The sequence below is a fragment of the Paenibacillus pedocola genome, from assembly GCF_031599675.1.
Classification (GTDB): Bacteria; Bacillota; Bacilli; order Paenibacillales; family Paenibacillaceae; genus Paenibacillus_AQ; species Paenibacillus_AQ pedocola.
The window spans coordinates 6,343,116-6,359,687 of the sequence record NZ_CP134223.1; the positions used below are offsets into that span (position 1 = coordinate 6,343,116).

Consider the following 16,572-nt stretch of genomic DNA (forward strand, 5'->3'; position numbering starts at 1 on the left):
CGTATACTCCTAGAAAAGGGCGCGGTCTTTGTCGTACTTGCGGACAGCGTAGTTTACAGTCATGATTGTCACGAATCCGAGCACCGATTGGAACACGCCAGCCGCAGCCGACATCCCTATATCATTGGAAGTAATCAGCGATCTGAATACGAAGGTATCGATAACGTCAGTCGAAGAGAACAGCAGCCCGTTGTTGCCGACCATGTTGTAGAACATCCCGAAATCTCCGCGGAAAATGTTCCCGACCGCCAGCAGCACCAGAATAATAATCGTCGGATACAGATTGGGTATCGTCACTTTCATGATCCGCTGAAAAATGTTAGCGCCGTCAATTTCGGCCGCTTCGTACATCTCGGTATCGATCCCTGAAATCGCGGCCAGGTACATTACCGTACCATATCCAAGACTCTTCCAGGCAGCTACGATTACCAGAATGTATGGCCAGTAGGCCGGTGTATTGTAAATATCGACAGGCTCAAGGCCGAGGCCCCGAAGCAGAGCGTTCACTGTGCCGATATCATAGTTGAGCAGGTTATAGGCAATCGCGCCGACAACGACCCAGGAGATAAAATAAGGCAGAAACAACGCCGATTGCGTAATTTTGCGGAACCATTTGCCCCCGACCTCGAACAGCATAATCGCGGCAAAGATCTGCAGAACGTTATTTACGGTGATAAACGCAATGTTGTATAGTGCCGTATTTCGTGTGACCCTCCAGGCATCCCCTGATTCAAAGAAAAAGCGGAAATTATCCAGCCCGTTCCAGGCGCTTCCGAAGATCCCTCCGGCGTAATCATATTTCTTAAAGGCAATTACGATACCCGCCATCGGGATATAAGCAAACAGGAGAAAAAATGCAACCGCCGGTGCCAGCATCAGTAAGAGAACCTTGTAATTTTTTAAATCGCTCCAGAATGTATGCCCTTTCATTTCTGCACCCCTCTCTTCTCTATATGTCTTATTATAAGAGGGGGCGGGCGGCAGGATAATTCAGCGAAACAACTAAACCTAATACTAATTCAACGATTCGACAAAAAAAATAAGCCCCCGTTCCGTCCGGAACAGGAGCCGCCTCTAATCGCTTCAAATTTTATGTTTCTTCCGGTACTCACCGGGCGACATTCCCATATGCTGCTTGAACTGTCGGTTGAAATAAATGATATTTTTATAGCCGGCCTGTTCCGCAATCTCATACACTTTTTTTGTCGGATCCTGCAGCAGCTCACATACCCGTTTCATGCGGAGTTCACCGACAAAGTCGCTGAACAGGCTGTTCGTTTCCACCTTGAACAGATGGCCCAGATAGTTGGGGGTGAAGTCGAAATGGGCGGCGACCTCGTTTAAGGTGATCTTTTGGTCCAGTCTGTCCTTCACATATTCTGTGATTTCATCGATCAGCTTCCGCTTCTGCCGCTGGCGCTTCAAATACAGCCGCTCCGACAGCTCGAAGAATCTTCTCCGCAGCCAGGACAGGATATCATGCACCGTTTCGAACTGGAACAGCACAAACGGCTGATGGGATTCCCAGTTCAGAATCTCGTACAAATGCTCATTCATTTGCCGCAGATCCGCATGAAGCTTGGAGGTAATCCGGATAATGATATCGTAAATCTCGTTTTTCTGGGATAGCGGGCTGTCCCCGGCAAACAGCTGCAGCAGACAATCGTCAATGGTGGTCAGATCATAGTCGAGCATAGCCTTAAGCATACGGTCTACAATTTCCTCTAAATCGGAAGCGATTCTCTCCTTCGGGTGCCACTCCGAGGCATCCTGGATAAGCCGGTTTTTACCGACAATCCACTTAATGCTGAGAGCAGCCTGGGCCTGCCGGTAGGAATCATGCAGCTTGACCGCTTCTGTGGTGTACATCCCTCTTCCAATCGTAATGGAGCAGGAAAACTGCTGATAAAACGCCCGGATCAGCTCTTCGAGCAAGGCGTTGAAATGCTGTTCCTGTACCGCAGCCAAGATCACAAAGTGATAATCATAGGTCATGATCACCATACCCAAATTATGCTCCTGGGCGAAATTCCGGATGAACTGGCTGGCCCTGCTGCTCCATGCGCTCCGCTCTTCTTCACTCCAGCCCTTCATCTTCCAGGCCATATCATCGATCTCCACGATGGCGACCGCCGACGCGCCTTGTAAGTAAGACGTAAGCACACTCTGCACATGCGCCTCCACCTGCCCCGGGGCAGACTCATTGAACCAGCGCAGCAGCAGCTCCTGATTAACCAGCGACAGCGTTTCGGATAAGGACATATTCTGCTCCCTCTCCTGCTTGATCTTGGAGCAGAGTCTGGACAGCATCTCGTGAAGCTCATCGTCACCCACTGGCTTGAGCAGATAATCGGATGCATTCAATTGAATCGCCTCTCTGGCATAGCTGAAGTCCTGATGTCCGCTGATAAAAACGATTTCCACCTCAGGATTAAGCTCCTTTGCCTTCCGCGCAAATTCCACCCCCGTCATGATCGGCATGCGGATATCGGAGAGAATAATGTCAATCCGGTGCTGCTCCATCAATTTCAATGCGGCAAAGCCGCTTGTCGCTGTTCTAACGCTATGCAAAGGCAAATGTTCGCTGCCCGCGACGCGACGCCTAAGCCATTCCAGATCGATAGCCTCGTCATCCACCAGCAGAATGTTAATTTCCATTGCCATACCTTTACTCCCCCATCACTTCACGTATTTCTGCATTCTCCACAGGTAAAATAATTTGCACGGTTGTTCCTGCCCCGTAATAGCTGCCGATCTGCATCCCAAAATCATTGCCGTATCTCAGCTTGATCCGTTCCTCAACGTTCTTCAGGCCATAGCTGCCCGTCTGGAACGTGCTCGAACGCATTTTTCGCAGCGTATCCGGCCGCATGCCAATCCCGTTATCAATCACCTTGAGTTCGATGCGGTCACCAAGCCGCTTTCCCGTAATCCGGATTGCGATCGTCTCCCCGAACCAGGCGTGCTTGAATATATTTTCGACAAACGGCTGCAGGATCAGCTTGATAATCGGAACCTGTAAAATTTCCGGATCAACATCATAATAGACCTCGAAGGCGTCCGCATATTTGACTCTCTGAATCTCCAGATACATTCTCACCTGCTCCAGCTCTTTTTCAAGCGAGATGTACACCTGGCCTTCATTCAAGGTAAGCCGGTAAAATTTCGACAGTCCCTGTACCATCTGCGTCACCTTCTCGACTTCGCCCAGGTTAGCCAGACTGCCGATGGTCGACAACGTGTTGTATAAGAAATGCGGGCTGATCTGGGCTTGCAGCACATCCAGCTCCGCCTGCTTTTTCTGGATACCCTGCACATAGACGTTATGGATCAGCTCCTGGATGCTTGCCGCCATTTGATTAAAGCTGTTCGCAATGTAAACAAATTCATCATTCCCCGGAAACCCGATCCGCTTGTAAAAGTTCCCTTCCTGAAAGGAACGGGCCAAATAGACGATCCGCTTTATTTTCTTGCCGGAAATGCGGGCAACCAGGAAGCCGATCACCGCCATCACCAAAAAGCTGATAGCGCACACGGTAGTGATCACCTTCTGCATCCGGCTCGCATCCTTGTTCAGATAGGTGTGCGGTACCCGTGCCTCGATGACATAGCCCGATAACGAAATATCTTCACTAATGATTAAATAGGCATCCTGCTTGGCCTGCTTGTCCACTGCACCCCGCTCATACAGCGTCAGTCCGCTAGCCTGGTCAATCAGGCGCAGATCCAGACCCTGGTCAACCGGAAAGGTATCGAAACTGCCGAACAGCTCGTCAATTCTCGCAGTAACCCGGATATAGCCGATAACAGCCGGGGCTGCATTTGAAGCAACCAGCTTGCGGAAATACGAAATGTTGCCCAGTTCGCGGTCGCTGTCCGCCTGCAACCACACGCTGTCTTTATTATTCGCGACAAGCGACTTGAACCATTCCGTATTCTCAATAGTCCGGAGGGGCAGCACATAATAATCGCTTCTGCCGATAGGGGCCGACATTTCATCCCCGGTAATTTCAAGCATCGACTCATTTACGGCATATAGCGCAAGTCTCAGCTTGTTCCCGTATAATTGCAGAGGAGCCTTCATATAAGGAACGATATCATCCCGCATTTTGAGCATATTCTCCAGAGGCTCTCCCCTAAACTGCAGCGCATTCTGGAAATTCGTATTGAGAAACAGCGAATTACTCATCCGTTTGATTTCATCGGTCTGGTATTCGATATTGTTTCTTGTCTGCTTCAGGGCCGTCCGTACATTCGTTTCTGCCATCTCGGTCCTGGATTCCACGAGCATCGTATAAGCAATATAACCAACCAGCATATCTGTCAGAAGTACAAGGATGAGATACGGGATCATCATCTTATAGGTAAACGGGATATACTTTTTACTGGACAAGAACCTCTCCATCGTCATGCTCCCTTATTTACGTGTTAATGCACACCTTTTTGTTTCATCCATTCTACAACGAACTGAAAGCGGTTACTATGGTTTCCGCCTGGAATGATGCGGAAACTTAGCTTACATCCGCTTCATTCGGTATATGATGATCCTCCGGTTACGGCTGCATTCCGTCCTCAATCCGCTTCATGAACTCCTCCACGGCGCTGTAGCCGAGCTGCTTGAGGTACCAGTTGTTGGCTGCAGCCTCGATCAGTCCGGCGATGTCGCGTCCCGGCTGAAGCTGAATCTCGATATGCGGGATCCGGACCCCGAGATATTCGCTAAACTGAGTCACCTGCTCCAGTTCATTGTTCAGGGAATTCTCCTGCCACGGGCATAGTTCGATGTCCAGAACAATCCGGGTTTCGTCCTGAAATGCCGTGCGGCCGTATTGGCGTACAACGTTAATCAGGCCTATACTCCGTAGGGCCAGGAACTCGCGTGTGGTCTCATTATGGGTTCCCAGCAGCGTAGCCGGGCCCAGCTTTTTAAGCACGACAATATCGTCCGCTACGAACCGGTGGCCTCTGCCAATGAGTGTATGCGCGGTTTCGCTTTTGCCGATGCCGGACTTGCCCCGCAGCAGGATGCCGATGCCCGACACATTAACGCATACCCCGTGAATCGACAGCTCAGGCGCAAGTGTCTTCACCAGATAGCTGTCCAGTTTGGCAATAAACTCTGTCGTCGTCTCCGGCGTCCGCAGCAGGGGAATGCCCTCCTGATCACAGAACAGGGTCAGGTAAGGGATTTCCTGCTGGCCTGTCGTGACAACGAAACATGGCGGATGATATTTTACAATGTTTCCGATATGCAGCATACGGTCCTCAACGCTTAGCGTCAATAAATAGTTAATTTCCTTGCGGCCGAGCACCTGCACCCGTTCCATAGGAAAAAAATCAAAATACCCGACAAACTCCAGGCCCGGTCTGTGCGTCCGCGGGCGGGTAATCGTGCGGTCCATACGGCTGGCTCCAGCAAGCACTTCCAAATGAAATTTCTCAGTAAGACTTTGAACAGTGATCGACTTCATAATTGTTCTCCTCCTGCGGGCTTCTCTTTTTCATGATTCCCCTAAATAGCTTGTATTCTAACCATGCTGATTATATATTAAAATCAATATATAAGACTTTAGACCCATAAAGCTTCATAATTACCAATAATAGCAAGAAGGTGTAGCGTATTGAGTTTGGAATCCTGTGTTGATTTAATCATGTGCTTTATTTTATTTTTATTGTTCATATACATATTTGCCTCTGTCACGATTACGAAATTGCACAAAGTATATTTAGCCTTTCACTTTTCCATGATGCTGTGGCCTTACTGCCAGTTCGCGATCAAAACCGTCTATAATCCGGTCTATCAGCTGTTTTATGTAAAGCTTGCCTTCGTGGATGCTGCTATGCTGACTACAGGCTGGTTTTTTTTCATCATTCTGATCTCCGGCCAAACCCAATTTCTAAAGCGGAAAATATTGATGCTCCTGTTTATCCCGGCCTTCATCTCCTCACTCGGTGTGGTGCTGAATCCGAACGGCTGGTTTGTTCTTCCGGTTAACGGCGGATATGTCGAAAGAATCTATGGCCCTATTTTCTGGATCAATATTTCCATCCTCATCATCCACGCCATTGTTTCCTTATATATTCTATATGTAGCGCTCGTCTCTGACCAGGCAGACCGGATAAAAAACCAGGTCATGTACATGCTTAAAGGGATTCTTGCGGTGACTGTGTTTCTTCTGCTCGATATCTTCCTGAATGTCGTCCTCGACGATTATCTGCCGGTCATTCCGGGATTCACTTCTCTGGGCATAGTGATATCCGCCATTTTCTTCCTGATTACCATTCACCAGGATAAAGTATTTGATATTGTGACCATCGCCCATCAGGACATTATTGATACGATGGAATACGGAATACTGGTGCTCGACGACCAGGAGCGGGTGGTAGAGATTAATCAGGCGCTGTACCCCTACTCGGCGCTGAAGACCGGTGACCGGTTCCAAATGGAAGCCATCCTGCCGGACAATGCAGATCATGCAGAACTCTTTCTGCATAAATATCTGAAACAGCCGGATGAGAGCGCTGAGATTGAATTTATGCATCCGGACAGCGGGTTATACATCAGTATTCATGTCGCACCTATTAAAGTCAGTGCAGTCAGGGTTGGGCGGATCATCACCTTCCAGAATATCACAGAGCTCCGCCGGCTCATTGATGAGACTAATCATCAGAATACCATTCTGCAGGAAAGAAATGAATCCTTAATCAAGATACAGGAGGAGCTATTTCAGACGAACCGCAAGCTTATGAAGATGGCCATCACCGACAGCCTGACAGGATGCTATAACCGTCATTATCTGACGCAGCAATTAGAGAAGGAAGTTAACCGGAGCCGGGATTATGCACTCCCGTCCGCACTTATCCTGATCGATATCGATTTCTTCAAAGCGGTGAATGACCGTTACGGTCACTTAGCCGGAGATGCGGTGATTTGCGGGACAGTCGAGGTCCTCCAGCAAACGCTGCGGCAGGATGATATTCTGGCCCGTTACGGCGGAGAGGAATTCATTATCTATTTACCCGGTACGGATGAGCCCCAAGCGCTTGCTATAGCGGAGCAACTCAAATCCAATATAGAATCCAATAAAATGAGTATCGACAATATAGACCATCCGGTGTCGGTTACCATCAGCATGGGTCTGCTAAGTGTCAATGATTTCAAGGTCCGGCAGCCCAAAGAGGCTTCTGCCTACCTGAGCGACTTGTTCAAAACGGTTGACCAGGCCCTATATGCCGCTAAACATCAAGGCCGCAACCGGATAGTTCCGGTTAAGGGGTAAAGCAAAAGACCAGTTCCGGGCGGGAGAATTCCGCCGCTGAACTGGTCTTCACTCTTTTATTGAAGCCTGACAAGCCCCAGTGCTAGTGCATGGCTTCCGCAAGCCCGGTAAAAATTACGCCCAGCGCATAAGCTCCGGCATCGGGATAACCGAGGCTCCGCTCGCCGACCGTACCCGCTCTGCCCATCCGGGCCACGATTGTTTCTGTCTGCTTGGCTCCTTCCACAGCGGCAGCCGCCGCCTTGCCCGAAGCCGTGCGGAAATCTTCGCCCTGCTGGGCACTGTTCTTCCACGATTCAGCGTAAGGAACCAGCGCATCGATGAGCGTCTTGTCACCCACCACAGCTCCTCTGCCAAATGCTCTTTCTCCGGTGTCCTGTATGCCTTTGACTACGGCAGCCATCATCTCAGCGAACTCCTGCATCGATAATTCGCTTCTGGCTCCGGCATATTTGCCCGCAGCCCGGAAGCCTGAACCCCAAATGGGACCGGAAGCCCCGCCGCAATGCTCCATAATTACCAGCGAGCAGGCATCCAGGAAGCTTCCGATATCCGAAATATGATTCTCCGTAATCTCTTTCCACTCTGTCTTTAACTGCTTGAACCCTTTGGCGACACTCATTCCAAAGTCACCGTCTCCGGCATGGGCATCCAGCTCACAGAACGGAATTTCATTCCGGATAATGATTTCGCTCATTTTATCTATGCCGTACAGCAGATTATTCAGGGTCAGCTTATCTCCCGCAATTCTGGCATAATCCGCATCCGTCTCACAGGTAAAGGGTACCGCCTGCTCCTGTTCCGGCTCCCTGACGGCCTCCGTATATTTCACCGGTTCGAACGGTCCCTGCAGGAACAAGGCGGGGGTATGACACTCGTCAGCAAGCAGCTCCTTAAGCTGATCATCCAGCTTCATTAGCGACAGGGAGGCCCCTGCCATATCGATGCTGGTCATGAAATTGCCGGCCAGTACGTTATGTACTGTTATTTGTCTGGCATCCAGTTCACGGACGACCGAGTTGCTCAGCAGATACAGCTCCTGAAGCGGGGTGCCGCCGAATCCGTTGACGAGTACAGTAACCTCCCGGACCTTGTCTCCGCTTGCATCCAGGCTCTCCAGTAAGGCGGAAACCATTCTGCCTGCCAGCTCGTCGGCTGTTACGACAGGCTCTCTGCGGATACCGGGCTCACCGTGAATGCCGACCCCATATTCCATTTCATTCTCCTCAAGCTTGAAGGTAGGCGTTCCCTTGGCCGGAACCGTGCAGGAAGTGAAGGCGAAGCCGATGCTCCGGGTATGATCAATGGCCTTTTGGGCCGCTTCCTTCACCTCCCGTAGGGACATTCCCCGCTCCGCTGCCGCACCGGCGATCTTATGCACCAGGACCGTACCGGCCACTCCTCTTTTGCCGACGGTGTAGAGGCTGTCTTCCACGGCAATATCATCATCGACCTTCACATAATCGACCTCTATGCCGTCTTCGCCCGCCAGAAACGCGGCATTCTTGAAATTCATCATATCGCCGCTGTAATTTTTGATAATTAACAAGGTTCCCTTCTGCCCCGCTGTAGAGCGGATCGCCTGGTACACCTGAATTTGGGAGGGAGACGCGAAGATATCGCCGCAGACTGCGGCATCCAGCATCCCTTTCCCGACGAATCCGGCGTGGGCAGGTTCATGTCCGCTTCCCCCGCCGCTGATTAACGTCACTTTGTCCGGATTCATCTGCTTCTTCTTGATGACTTTGTACTTGCTGTTGAATTCCAGTTCAGGATGGGCCAGCACCAGCCCGCTGCACATCTCCCGTACCATTGTCTCCGGTGTATTTATGATTTTCTTCATCTTATACCCCCTTGGCCAGCTTGTAGTTCCGGCCTAACTGGTCTGCTACCCGAATGGCTGCGGCAACAGCTTCTGCAGTGACCGGGAATGGCATCGAATGAATCGACTCTTCCGCAATGCAGGCTTTCTGCGCCACATTCAGCAGCTCTTCAGACGAAATGCTGTCCACTCCAATGTCTGCCAGGCAGACTGGAAGACCCACAGAGATACAGAATTCCAGTACCTCGTCCAGCTCGCTGCCGGCAGCATTCTCAAGCACCAGTTGGGCGATAGTACTGAACGCCACCTTCTCGCCGTGATAATAGTGATGCGTACCCTCAAGCGAAGTCAGACCGTTATGAATAGCATGTGCAGCTGCAAGTCCGCCGCTTTCGAACCCTAGGCCTGATAACAGGATGTTGGTTTCTATAATATTCTCCAGCGCAGGAGTGACCTGATTGCAGTCGCTCGCGACCTTGGCATTTAATCCGTCTTTGAGTAAAGTTTCATAGCAGAACTTCGCCAGCACAAGTGCCGTATTTGTTCCCTTAGCGGGTCCGCACACGCCCTCGCGTACACCGCAAGGCAGGCCAGCGTTAACATTAGAGTAGGAGTTTGAAGTCGCCCGGGCTTCGAAATAAGTCGAGAGCGCATCCCCCATCCCGGATACCAGAAATCTTGTCGGCGCATTGGCAATCACCGTTGTATCGATCATGACCACACTGGGGCTTTGCTTGAAATAAGCATAGTCATCGAACTGTCCCTCCGGTGTGTACAGAACGGCTGAATGGCTTGTCGGCGCATCGGTCGCCGCGATCGTCGGCACGATAATCAAGGCTTCGCCTTCGGCTACGCATTTCGCCGTATCAATGGCCTTGCCTCCGCCGAGGCCGATTGTACAGGAACAGGAATTCTCCCGGGCCAGCTCCTTGAGGCGTGCAACCTCTTCGCGGGAGCACTCGCCCCGGAAATTGCTCTCTACGAGCGTAATCTTGAATTTATCGGCGGTAAAATCAAGCTTCGCCTGTACACGCTTCACGTCATCCGGGTGGGCGATAAGAAGTGCTGAATTGCCGAAGGTCTGTACAAAGTAACCGAGGTTGAACAGCTCATCCTCACCTTGCACATATTTAGTTGGGCTGATAAAGGCTTTTCTCATCTGAACTCCTCCTAAAAGTTTTGCGGAAGATCCGCTTCTTATGAAATAACTCTGCAGCAAAACTGGCTTCGTAAGCATAGACCTAAGTTTTGCGGAAGATCCGCTTCTTTTGAAATAACTCTGCAGCAAAACTGGCTTCGTAAGCATGGCTAATTCCTTTTATAGGTCAAGTATAGTCTGCCCAATATCGATAAGCACTGTACTATCCTCACTAAATTAAGCGTTTTCAGATTGTGTTTTCTTGTTATATACTTGTCGGGTAGTATAATCTTGCACTCTAGTTCCCAAATACCTATGCTTTTGCAACCTTAAGGAGGACAACCATGAGCAATCCGCTGTTCAATCTGGAGAATATTATCGACCTGGAGAAATGGCATGTGCTGCAGGACTCCCTCGCGCTCGTCACCAAGATGGCGATTATTACCGTTAACTATAAAGGTATCCCCGTCAGCAAGCACAGCTACTGCCAGCCCTTCTGCCAGGGAGTGAGGAAGGATGACGTGCTGTCACAGTACTGCCAGAAATGTGATGCCCGGGGCGGCCTTGAAGCCGTAAGGCTCAATGCCCCTTATATCTATCAATGCCATTTCAACATTATCGACATTGCCATCCCGATCATCATAGATAATCAATACATAGGGGCAGTCATGGCCGGACAGATCAGGCTCCGTGATTCCGGCCACCAGCTGGAGCAGCTGGTCTCACGGCCGCCGAGTGCCGATACGGAAGACAAGTTCAAGGCGCTTGAAGCGGAGTATGCGTCTCTGCCTACCTTATCCTATGAAGAAGTATCGACCACTGCAGACATGTTATTCCACCTGTGCAATTATGTGGTAGGTGAAGCCATAGCGAAGAATACGACGATCCAAATGTACAAAAAAACGCTGCTCAGGGAACCGGCCTCACCCGCCATCGACTTTGCTCCTGCCTCCAATCAGGTCTACGGCCATCTTCAGGCGATGCAAAGCGAGCTGTCCCATACGCTGGTGGAACATTCGATTAAGGAGCTTAGTGTGATGCAGTTCCGGTCATCCAATCCGCTGCTGCAGCCTGCCTTTGATTATTTCTATCAGCATAAGCATAAGAATATTACCCTGAATGACATGGCCAAACAATGCCATATCAGCCCGAGCTATTTCAGCCGGATCTTCACCAAAGAGACCGGGGAGAACTTCTCCACCTTCGCTCCGCGGCTAAAGGTCGAGTGGGCCAAGCAGCTCCTGGAGACAACCGATCAGCCCGTCAATCAGATCAGCGACACGTTAGGCTTCTGTGATGCCGGCTATTTCATTAAGACATTCAAAAAGTTTGAACACCTCACCCCTTCCGTATACCGGACTATGTACCGTAATAAACAATAGGACTGACAGCACAGTGTTGAAATGGAGGAGCAATATGGAAGTTGCCAAGCGTCTTCATCCGGCGAGATGGTTCGGGAGGTTGTTGATACGCAAAAAGATTATGTATGTCTATATTCCACTGATTATTTTACCCTTATTCCTTCTGGGCTTCGTCTCGTACCGCGTATATACCGATGCTATCGTTAAGAAAACCGTCAACAGTGTGTCTGATAATTCCACTTTGATTATTACGCTGATGAACAGCATGCTGACGAATACGGAGAGTGCTGCTAATATATTAACCTTGAACCTGAATAAAGTTATCGCCGAGAAAACGCCCGGGCAGGGCGGGCAAGTCACCGATCTGCAGCTCTATACGCAAATTACCAACCAGTTAAGCTATGCGCTGCTGATTTTTCCCGATGTGGATTCGGCAGCTTTCATCAGCCGGAGCGGTGAAGTTTATGGTTCGACCATTGAGCTGGAAAAGAATGCTGGGCTGGTTCCAGAAAGCAGCATGCTCAGCAAACTGGAGAACTCCCGTAACTCCAACATCTGGTTCTCTATGGAGCGCCGCAGTTATCTGGTCACCAATGCCGAAGAACCCGTGCTCTCCCTCGGCAAGCGAATTGTCAACATCAATACCGGCGAGACGCTGGGTTATGTGATTCTGAATGTACTCGAGGATGCCTTATCCGGCATCTACCGTAATATCGGCTCGATCCAGGATGAATCCTTCCTCATTGCAGATCCGGATGGACTGGTGGTTTCCGCGCTAGAGGAGGACGAGGTCCTGCGGCCTCTCCCTCAAGGTCCTTTAAGAGACTGGGTGCTGGGACCTGCCGGACAGCATCTAATCCAGCCCTCTCCCACAGGAAAAATGCTGCTGGTCAGCGGTGAGATTTCCAGACTAGGCTGGAAACTGATCACCATGGTCCCCTATAACCGGTTGAACGAGGATACCAAAACAATTACCCGTTTGATCGTGCTCATCGGTTTTGTCTGCCTGCTGTTTGCGATTCTCGGTGCCGGCATGTTATCCAATCTGATTGCCAAGCCGATTATCAATCTGTCGCGCCATATGAAGCATGTGAATGAGGGCAATCTGGACCAGCACCTGCAGGTCAACTCCAGCGATGAAATCGGGATTCTCGCCTCCGGCTTTAATATGATGATGAACCGGGTGGAAGAACTGCTGAGTAACATCGGCAAAGAGCAGCGGGAAAAGCGGGAATATGAGCTGGCCTTGATTCAGGCCCAGATCAAGCCCCATTTTTTGTACAATACGCTTGATGTAATATATACGCTCTCGGATATGGGCAGGCCCAGGGATGTACAGCGGACCACGAAGGCGCTCGCCGATTTCTACCGCGTTGTCCTAAGCAACGGCCGGGACCAGATTACACTACAGGAAGAGCTGAACAGCGTGCGCGATTATTTATCTATTCAACAGATCCGGTATTCCGATGTATTCAACTTCAAGATCGAGATTGAACCGGACACGCTTTCTTGTATCATTCCTAAGCTCACCCTTCAGCCTCTTGTGGAAAATGCAATCTACCACGGTCTTAAGACGAAAGGCTCCTTCGGTGAACTGAAGATCACAGGATATCTGGAAGAAGATAAGGTGATCCTGAAAATCACAGATGATGGTGTCGGGATGTCCGAAGAACGGCTCCTCCTGCTGGAGACCGCCATGAAGGGGCAGGAGAAGCCGGTGGGGTATGGAGTAAGCAGTGTTCACGAACGTATCCGGCTGTATTTTGGGCCTGAATACGGATTACATATTACAAGTAAGCCCGGCCAAGGGACAGAGATCGCCGTTGATCTACCCTATCGGGCCGGTTAGGAGAATATCGTATGCAGACAGTGATGATTGTGGATGATGAGGTTATTTTTCGGGATTACCTGCGCGGTGTATTGGATTGGGACACACTGGGCTTTGAAATTACTGTCGAAGCCAAAAACGGTGTGGAAGCGCTGGAGCTTTGCGCCCATAACCCGGTAGATATTGCCCTGATCGACATTACCATGCCGTTCATGGATGGTCTGGAGCTGACCCGGCGGCTGAAAGAGCAATATCCCGAAATTAGCATCGTACTGATTACAGGCCATAATGAATTTGAATATGCGCGGACGGCCCTCAAGCTGGGCGTAGAGGATTACATCCTGAAGCCGTTTTCCAAGGACGAGCTGATGCTCACCCTCCTCAAGCTGCAGCAGGAGCACCGGAAGGTGCAGCTCGACAATTTCACCTATAAAGAAAATCAGCAGCTGGTGAAGGAAAGCTTCCTGAACCGGCTGATCAGCAGCGACCTCCTGCTTACCGATGAAGAGATCCTGACGCGCCTCGGGCAGTTTAAGATTCATATTCAGAATCCGGTATTCGTTGTCGTCTGTATCGAAATTGATCATATGGACCGCAAATGGCAGAAAATAAGCGAGCGCATGCTGATGAAATATGCCGTTACAAACATCCTGAACGAAGCCCTGGATGAAAGCTGGAAGCATCATATGTTCAACGGGCCGGAAGGGCGGATTATCGGGCTGGTGGAACATGCGGATGATCAGGCCAATATGACCCCTTCCTTGGACGGCTACCGGAAACTTGGCGCATTAATCAAGAAATATCTGAATTTCACGATTACCATAGGAATTGGCCGCAGTAAGGAAGGCTTCAAGAATATTCATGAATCCTACCATGAAGCGCTAGTGGCCCTCCAGAATAAGTTTGTCCTCGGCCATGACAGGGTGATCACTTACGAAGCTGTTGCCGGAGAAGTGGGCAAGCAGGTCTTTTATCCGGCAGAGGTCAACGATGAGCTGCTGATTGAACTCCGGATGCGGAATAGCGAGCAGGTGCAGCGGATTCTGGACAGTGTATTTGACTCTATAGTCGAAAGACGGCTGTCGATGGATTATGTGTATGTCATTTGCATCGGGCTGATCAGCGTCAATCTCGCGTATATCACAGAGTCGGGTCATCCGATTGAAGAATGCTTTGGCGAGAACTTTTTCCCGTACAATGAAATCCGCAAATTTGATTCGCTGGAAGGCACCTTCGAATGGATCAAGGAATTATTCCATAAAGCCATACGCTATACGGGCCAATACAAAAATACCAGAGCCGCGAAAATTGCCCAGTCGGCCAAAGCCTATATCGAACAGTGTTATCCCGATCCCGAGCTCCAGCTGGAGCAGGTTGCCCAGCATGTGTTCATCAATGCCAGCTACCTGCGGGCCGTGTTCAAGAAGGAATTCGGCATGACCCTAAGCGACTACATCACACAGTACCGGATGAAAAAAGCCAAGGAGCTGCTGGGACGGGGCGGCCAGCGCCTAGCGGACATCGCCGAAAGTGTAGGCTATAACGATGCAAGCTACTTCAGCAAAAGCTTCAAGAAATTCTACGGATATTCCCCAAGCGGGTACGAAAAGAATAGAACTTAGCTATTTCTTCTGCGCGGATATTACCAGAAGCACGCAGTTTTTGCCTTATCAATAGGGCCTGCTCTTACTATACTTAATTCAGAAACAACATTGAGAGGGGTCACTCAAATGAAGAAAATAGCAACAGCACTGGCAAGCTTAAGCCTGGTGTTTGTAAGCGCTTGTGGATCTGCAGGCAACAATGCCGACTCCGCAGATAATGGAGCTAAGGCAGCCAATAACGGATCTGCAGCTGTAGCGGAAGAAGCAACAGCAGCACCGGAAAAAGCAGTGAAGCTGCGGATTTACGCTCAATATTCCGATGATGACACGAAGCTTCCTTACGATTATGCTGTCGCTGAACTCAAGAAAGAAATGCCGAATGTCGAGCTGGAGCTGGAAGTGCAGGCCCAGGATGACGGGCAAAAGCTCAAAACCTATGCCGCAACCGGCAATCTGCCGGATATTTACCAGGCGGGCACGGACATTATCAATACCTTCAAGAAATCCGGCAACATCCTGGAGCTGGACCAATATGCCGATCTATATGATTTCAAAAGCAAGATGTACCCGAGTACAATGAATACGCTAATCAGCGAAGACGGTCATATTTATGCCTATCCGTATGCAGGCAACGAATTCATGCTCCTCTATTACAACAAAGAGCTGTTTGAGCAGAACAACGTTAAGGTTCCTACCACCTATGATGAGCTGATGACAGCCGTACAGACCTTTACCAAAGCAGGTATTACTCCGCTGGCGCTGTTCGCCAAGGAAAAGTGGCCGACCGTTGCCCTCTATGATGTATTCGCTACACGCGTGGAGCCACAAGGCATTCTGAAGCTGCAGAGCGGCGCAGCCTCTCCAAGCGACCCCGCCTACAAGCAGGCGGCCGAGCAAATCTATAACCTGGTTCAAGCAGGCCTGCTGCCTGACGGCGCAACCAACCTGAACTTTGACCAGGCGGCGTCCCTGTTCTATGAGGGCAAAGCAGCTATGTTCCTGAACGGGCAATGGGAAATCGCCACTTCCACGGAAAAGCTGGGCGACAAGGTAGACTGGATGTACTTCCCGGGCGTGGATGCAGCTTCCTATGAAGCGAATAAATATGCCTTTGTCGGCGGTGGCAATCCGGGGGGCTATGCCGTAAATCCGGATACGAAAGACCCTGAACTGGCAGCTAAAGTCGCTGCATTTATCTCCCTGAAATATGCTGAATACAAATATACCGAACGCGGCAATCCGCTTGTGGCGACGAAGGTTGATAAGCCGATTGTAAAAGAATATCCGGCCATGATGAAGAAGCTCTCCGATGATATCCCTAAGATCACCAGCACCACGGCCTTCGACTGGGGTCTCTCTGATGCTAAATTCAAAGCCGCAATTGAAGATGCAACGCAAGTCCTGATGACCGGCGGATACAGTGTTGAGCAATTTATTAAAGATGTATCAAAAGCAGTACCAGCCGCCAAATAAGCTGCTGCACACGAATAGAACCCGCCTTGACTGATTCCCGGGTGGGTTCTATCTTTTTGCTCTAAT

At 50.2% G+C, this 16,572-nt stretch carries 11 protein-coding genes; 5 read left to right on the plus strand and 6 right to left on the minus strand.

Translation table 11 applies throughout. The annotated features are described in order from the left end of the window. Window positions 1–9 precede the first annotated feature (9 nt). The 4 genes from QU597_RS28175 to hprK all read right to left on the minus strand — a co-directional run bounded on the left by QU597_RS28175 (window position 10) and on the right by hprK (window position 5,471). Complete coding sequence (locus QU597_RS28175; RefSeq protein WP_310830769.1) at window positions 10–930, minus strand: ABC transporter permease; 921 nt, start codon at window positions 928–930, stop codon at window positions 10–12. 153 nt (window positions 931–1,083) lie between these two features. Further along, window positions 1,084–2,664, minus strand: a complete 1,581-nt coding sequence (locus QU597_RS28180) for a response regulator (RefSeq protein WP_310830770.1) — start codon at window positions 2,662–2,664, stop codon at window positions 1,084–1,086. Window positions 2,665–2,668: 4 nt separating this feature from the next. Further along, the gene (locus QU597_RS28185) at window positions 2,669–4,405 is read right to left on the minus strand and encodes a sensor histidine kinase (RefSeq protein WP_310830771.1); all 1,737 of its coding nucleotides are present in this window, start codon (window positions 4,403–4,405) and stop codon (window positions 2,669–2,671) included. 148 nt (window positions 4,406–4,553) lie between these two features. Beyond that, the gene (hprK, locus tag QU597_RS28190; RefSeq protein ID WP_310830772.1) at window positions 4,554–5,471 is read right to left on the minus strand and encodes an HPr(Ser) kinase/phosphatase; all 918 of its coding nucleotides are present in this window, start codon (window positions 5,469–5,471) and stop codon (window positions 4,554–4,556) included. A gap of 150 nt (window positions 5,472–5,621) precedes the next feature. Here hprK and QU597_RS28195 point away from each other — a divergent pair, with 150 nt between their 5' ends. Then, entirely contained in the window at window positions 5,622–7,280 is a 1,659-nt protein-coding gene (locus QU597_RS28195; protein WP_310830773.1) for a histidine kinase N-terminal 7TM domain-containing diguanylate cyclase, read from the plus strand. 82 nt (window positions 7,281–7,362) lie between these two features. Here QU597_RS28195 and dhaK read toward each other — a convergent pair whose 3' ends face one another. Together dhaK and QU597_RS28205 are read right to left on the minus strand one after the other, a co-directional pair. Further along, complete coding sequence (gene dhaK, locus QU597_RS28200; protein ID WP_310830774.1) at window positions 7,363–9,123, minus strand: dihydroxyacetone kinase subunit DhaK; 1,761 nt, start codon at window positions 9,121–9,123, stop codon at window positions 7,363–7,365. Window position 9,124: 1 nt separating this feature from the next. Continuing rightward, on the minus strand, window positions 9,125–10,261 hold the full coding sequence (locus tag QU597_RS28205) for a glycerol dehydrogenase (RefSeq protein ID WP_310830775.1): 1,137 nt from the start codon (window positions 10,259–10,261) through the stop codon (window positions 9,125–9,127). 323 nt (window positions 10,262–10,584) lie between these two features. Between QU597_RS28205 and QU597_RS28210 the strand changes: the two genes are divergently transcribed. The 4 genes from QU597_RS28210 (at window position 10,585) to QU597_RS28225 (ending at window position 16,506) form a co-directional block, all read left to right on the plus strand. Further along, on the plus strand, window positions 10,585–11,622 hold the full coding sequence (locus QU597_RS28210; RefSeq protein ID WP_310830776.1) for an AraC family transcriptional regulator: 1,038 nt from the start codon (window positions 10,585–10,587) through the stop codon (window positions 11,620–11,622). A 34-nt stretch (window positions 11,623–11,656) separates the two neighbouring features. After that, on the plus strand, window positions 11,657–13,450 hold the full coding sequence (locus QU597_RS28215) for a sensor histidine kinase (RefSeq protein ID WP_310830777.1): 1,794 nt from the start codon (window positions 11,657–11,659) through the stop codon (window positions 13,448–13,450). A gap of 11 nt (window positions 13,451–13,461) precedes the next feature. Then, on the plus strand, window positions 13,462–15,051 hold the full coding sequence (locus tag QU597_RS28220; RefSeq protein ID WP_310830778.1) for a response regulator: 1,590 nt from the start codon (window positions 13,462–13,464) through the stop codon (window positions 15,049–15,051). Window positions 15,052–15,159: 108 nt separating this feature from the next. After that, window positions 15,160–16,506, plus strand: coding sequence for an ABC transporter substrate-binding protein (locus QU597_RS28225; RefSeq protein ID WP_310830779.1), 1,347 nt, complete (start codon window positions 15,160–15,162; stop codon window positions 16,504–16,506). Window positions 16,507–16,572 lie beyond the last annotated feature (66 nt).

Excerpts from the sequence above, each read along its gene's own strand:
- QU597_RS28175 (WP_310830769.1), bottom strand. The coding sequence starts at position 930 with ATGAAAGGGCATACATTCTGGAGCGATTTAAAAAATTACAAGGTTCTC.
- QU597_RS28180 (WP_310830770.1), bottom strand. The coding sequence starts at position 2,664 with ATGGCAATGGAAATTAACATTCTGCTGGTGGATGACGAGGCTATCGAT.
- QU597_RS28185 (WP_310830771.1), bottom strand. The coding sequence starts at position 4,405 with ATGGAGAGGTTCTTGTCCAGTAAAAAGTATATCCCGTTTACCTATAAG.
- hprK (WP_310830772.1), bottom strand. The coding sequence starts at position 5,471 with ATGAAGTCGATCACTGTTCAAAGTCTTACTGAGAAATTTCATTTGGAA.
- dhaK (WP_310830774.1), bottom strand. The coding sequence starts at position 9,123 with ATGAAGAAAATCATAAATACACCGGAGACAATGGTACGGGAGATGTGC.
- QU597_RS28205 (WP_310830775.1), bottom strand. The coding sequence starts at position 10,261 with ATGAGAAAAGCCTTTATCAGCCCAACTAAATATGTGCAAGGTGAGGAT.
- QU597_RS28210 (WP_310830776.1), top strand. The coding sequence starts at position 10,585 with ATGAGCAATCCGCTGTTCAATCTGGAGAATATTATCGACCTGGAGAAA.
- QU597_RS28215 (WP_310830777.1), top strand. The coding sequence starts at position 11,657 with ATGGAAGTTGCCAAGCGTCTTCATCCGGCGAGATGGTTCGGGAGGTTG.
- QU597_RS28220 (WP_310830778.1), top strand. The coding sequence starts at position 13,462 with ATGCAGACAGTGATGATTGTGGATGATGAGGTTATTTTTCGGGATTAC.
- QU597_RS28225 (WP_310830779.1), top strand. The coding sequence starts at position 15,160 with ATGAAGAAAATAGCAACAGCACTGGCAAGCTTAAGCCTGGTGTTTGTA.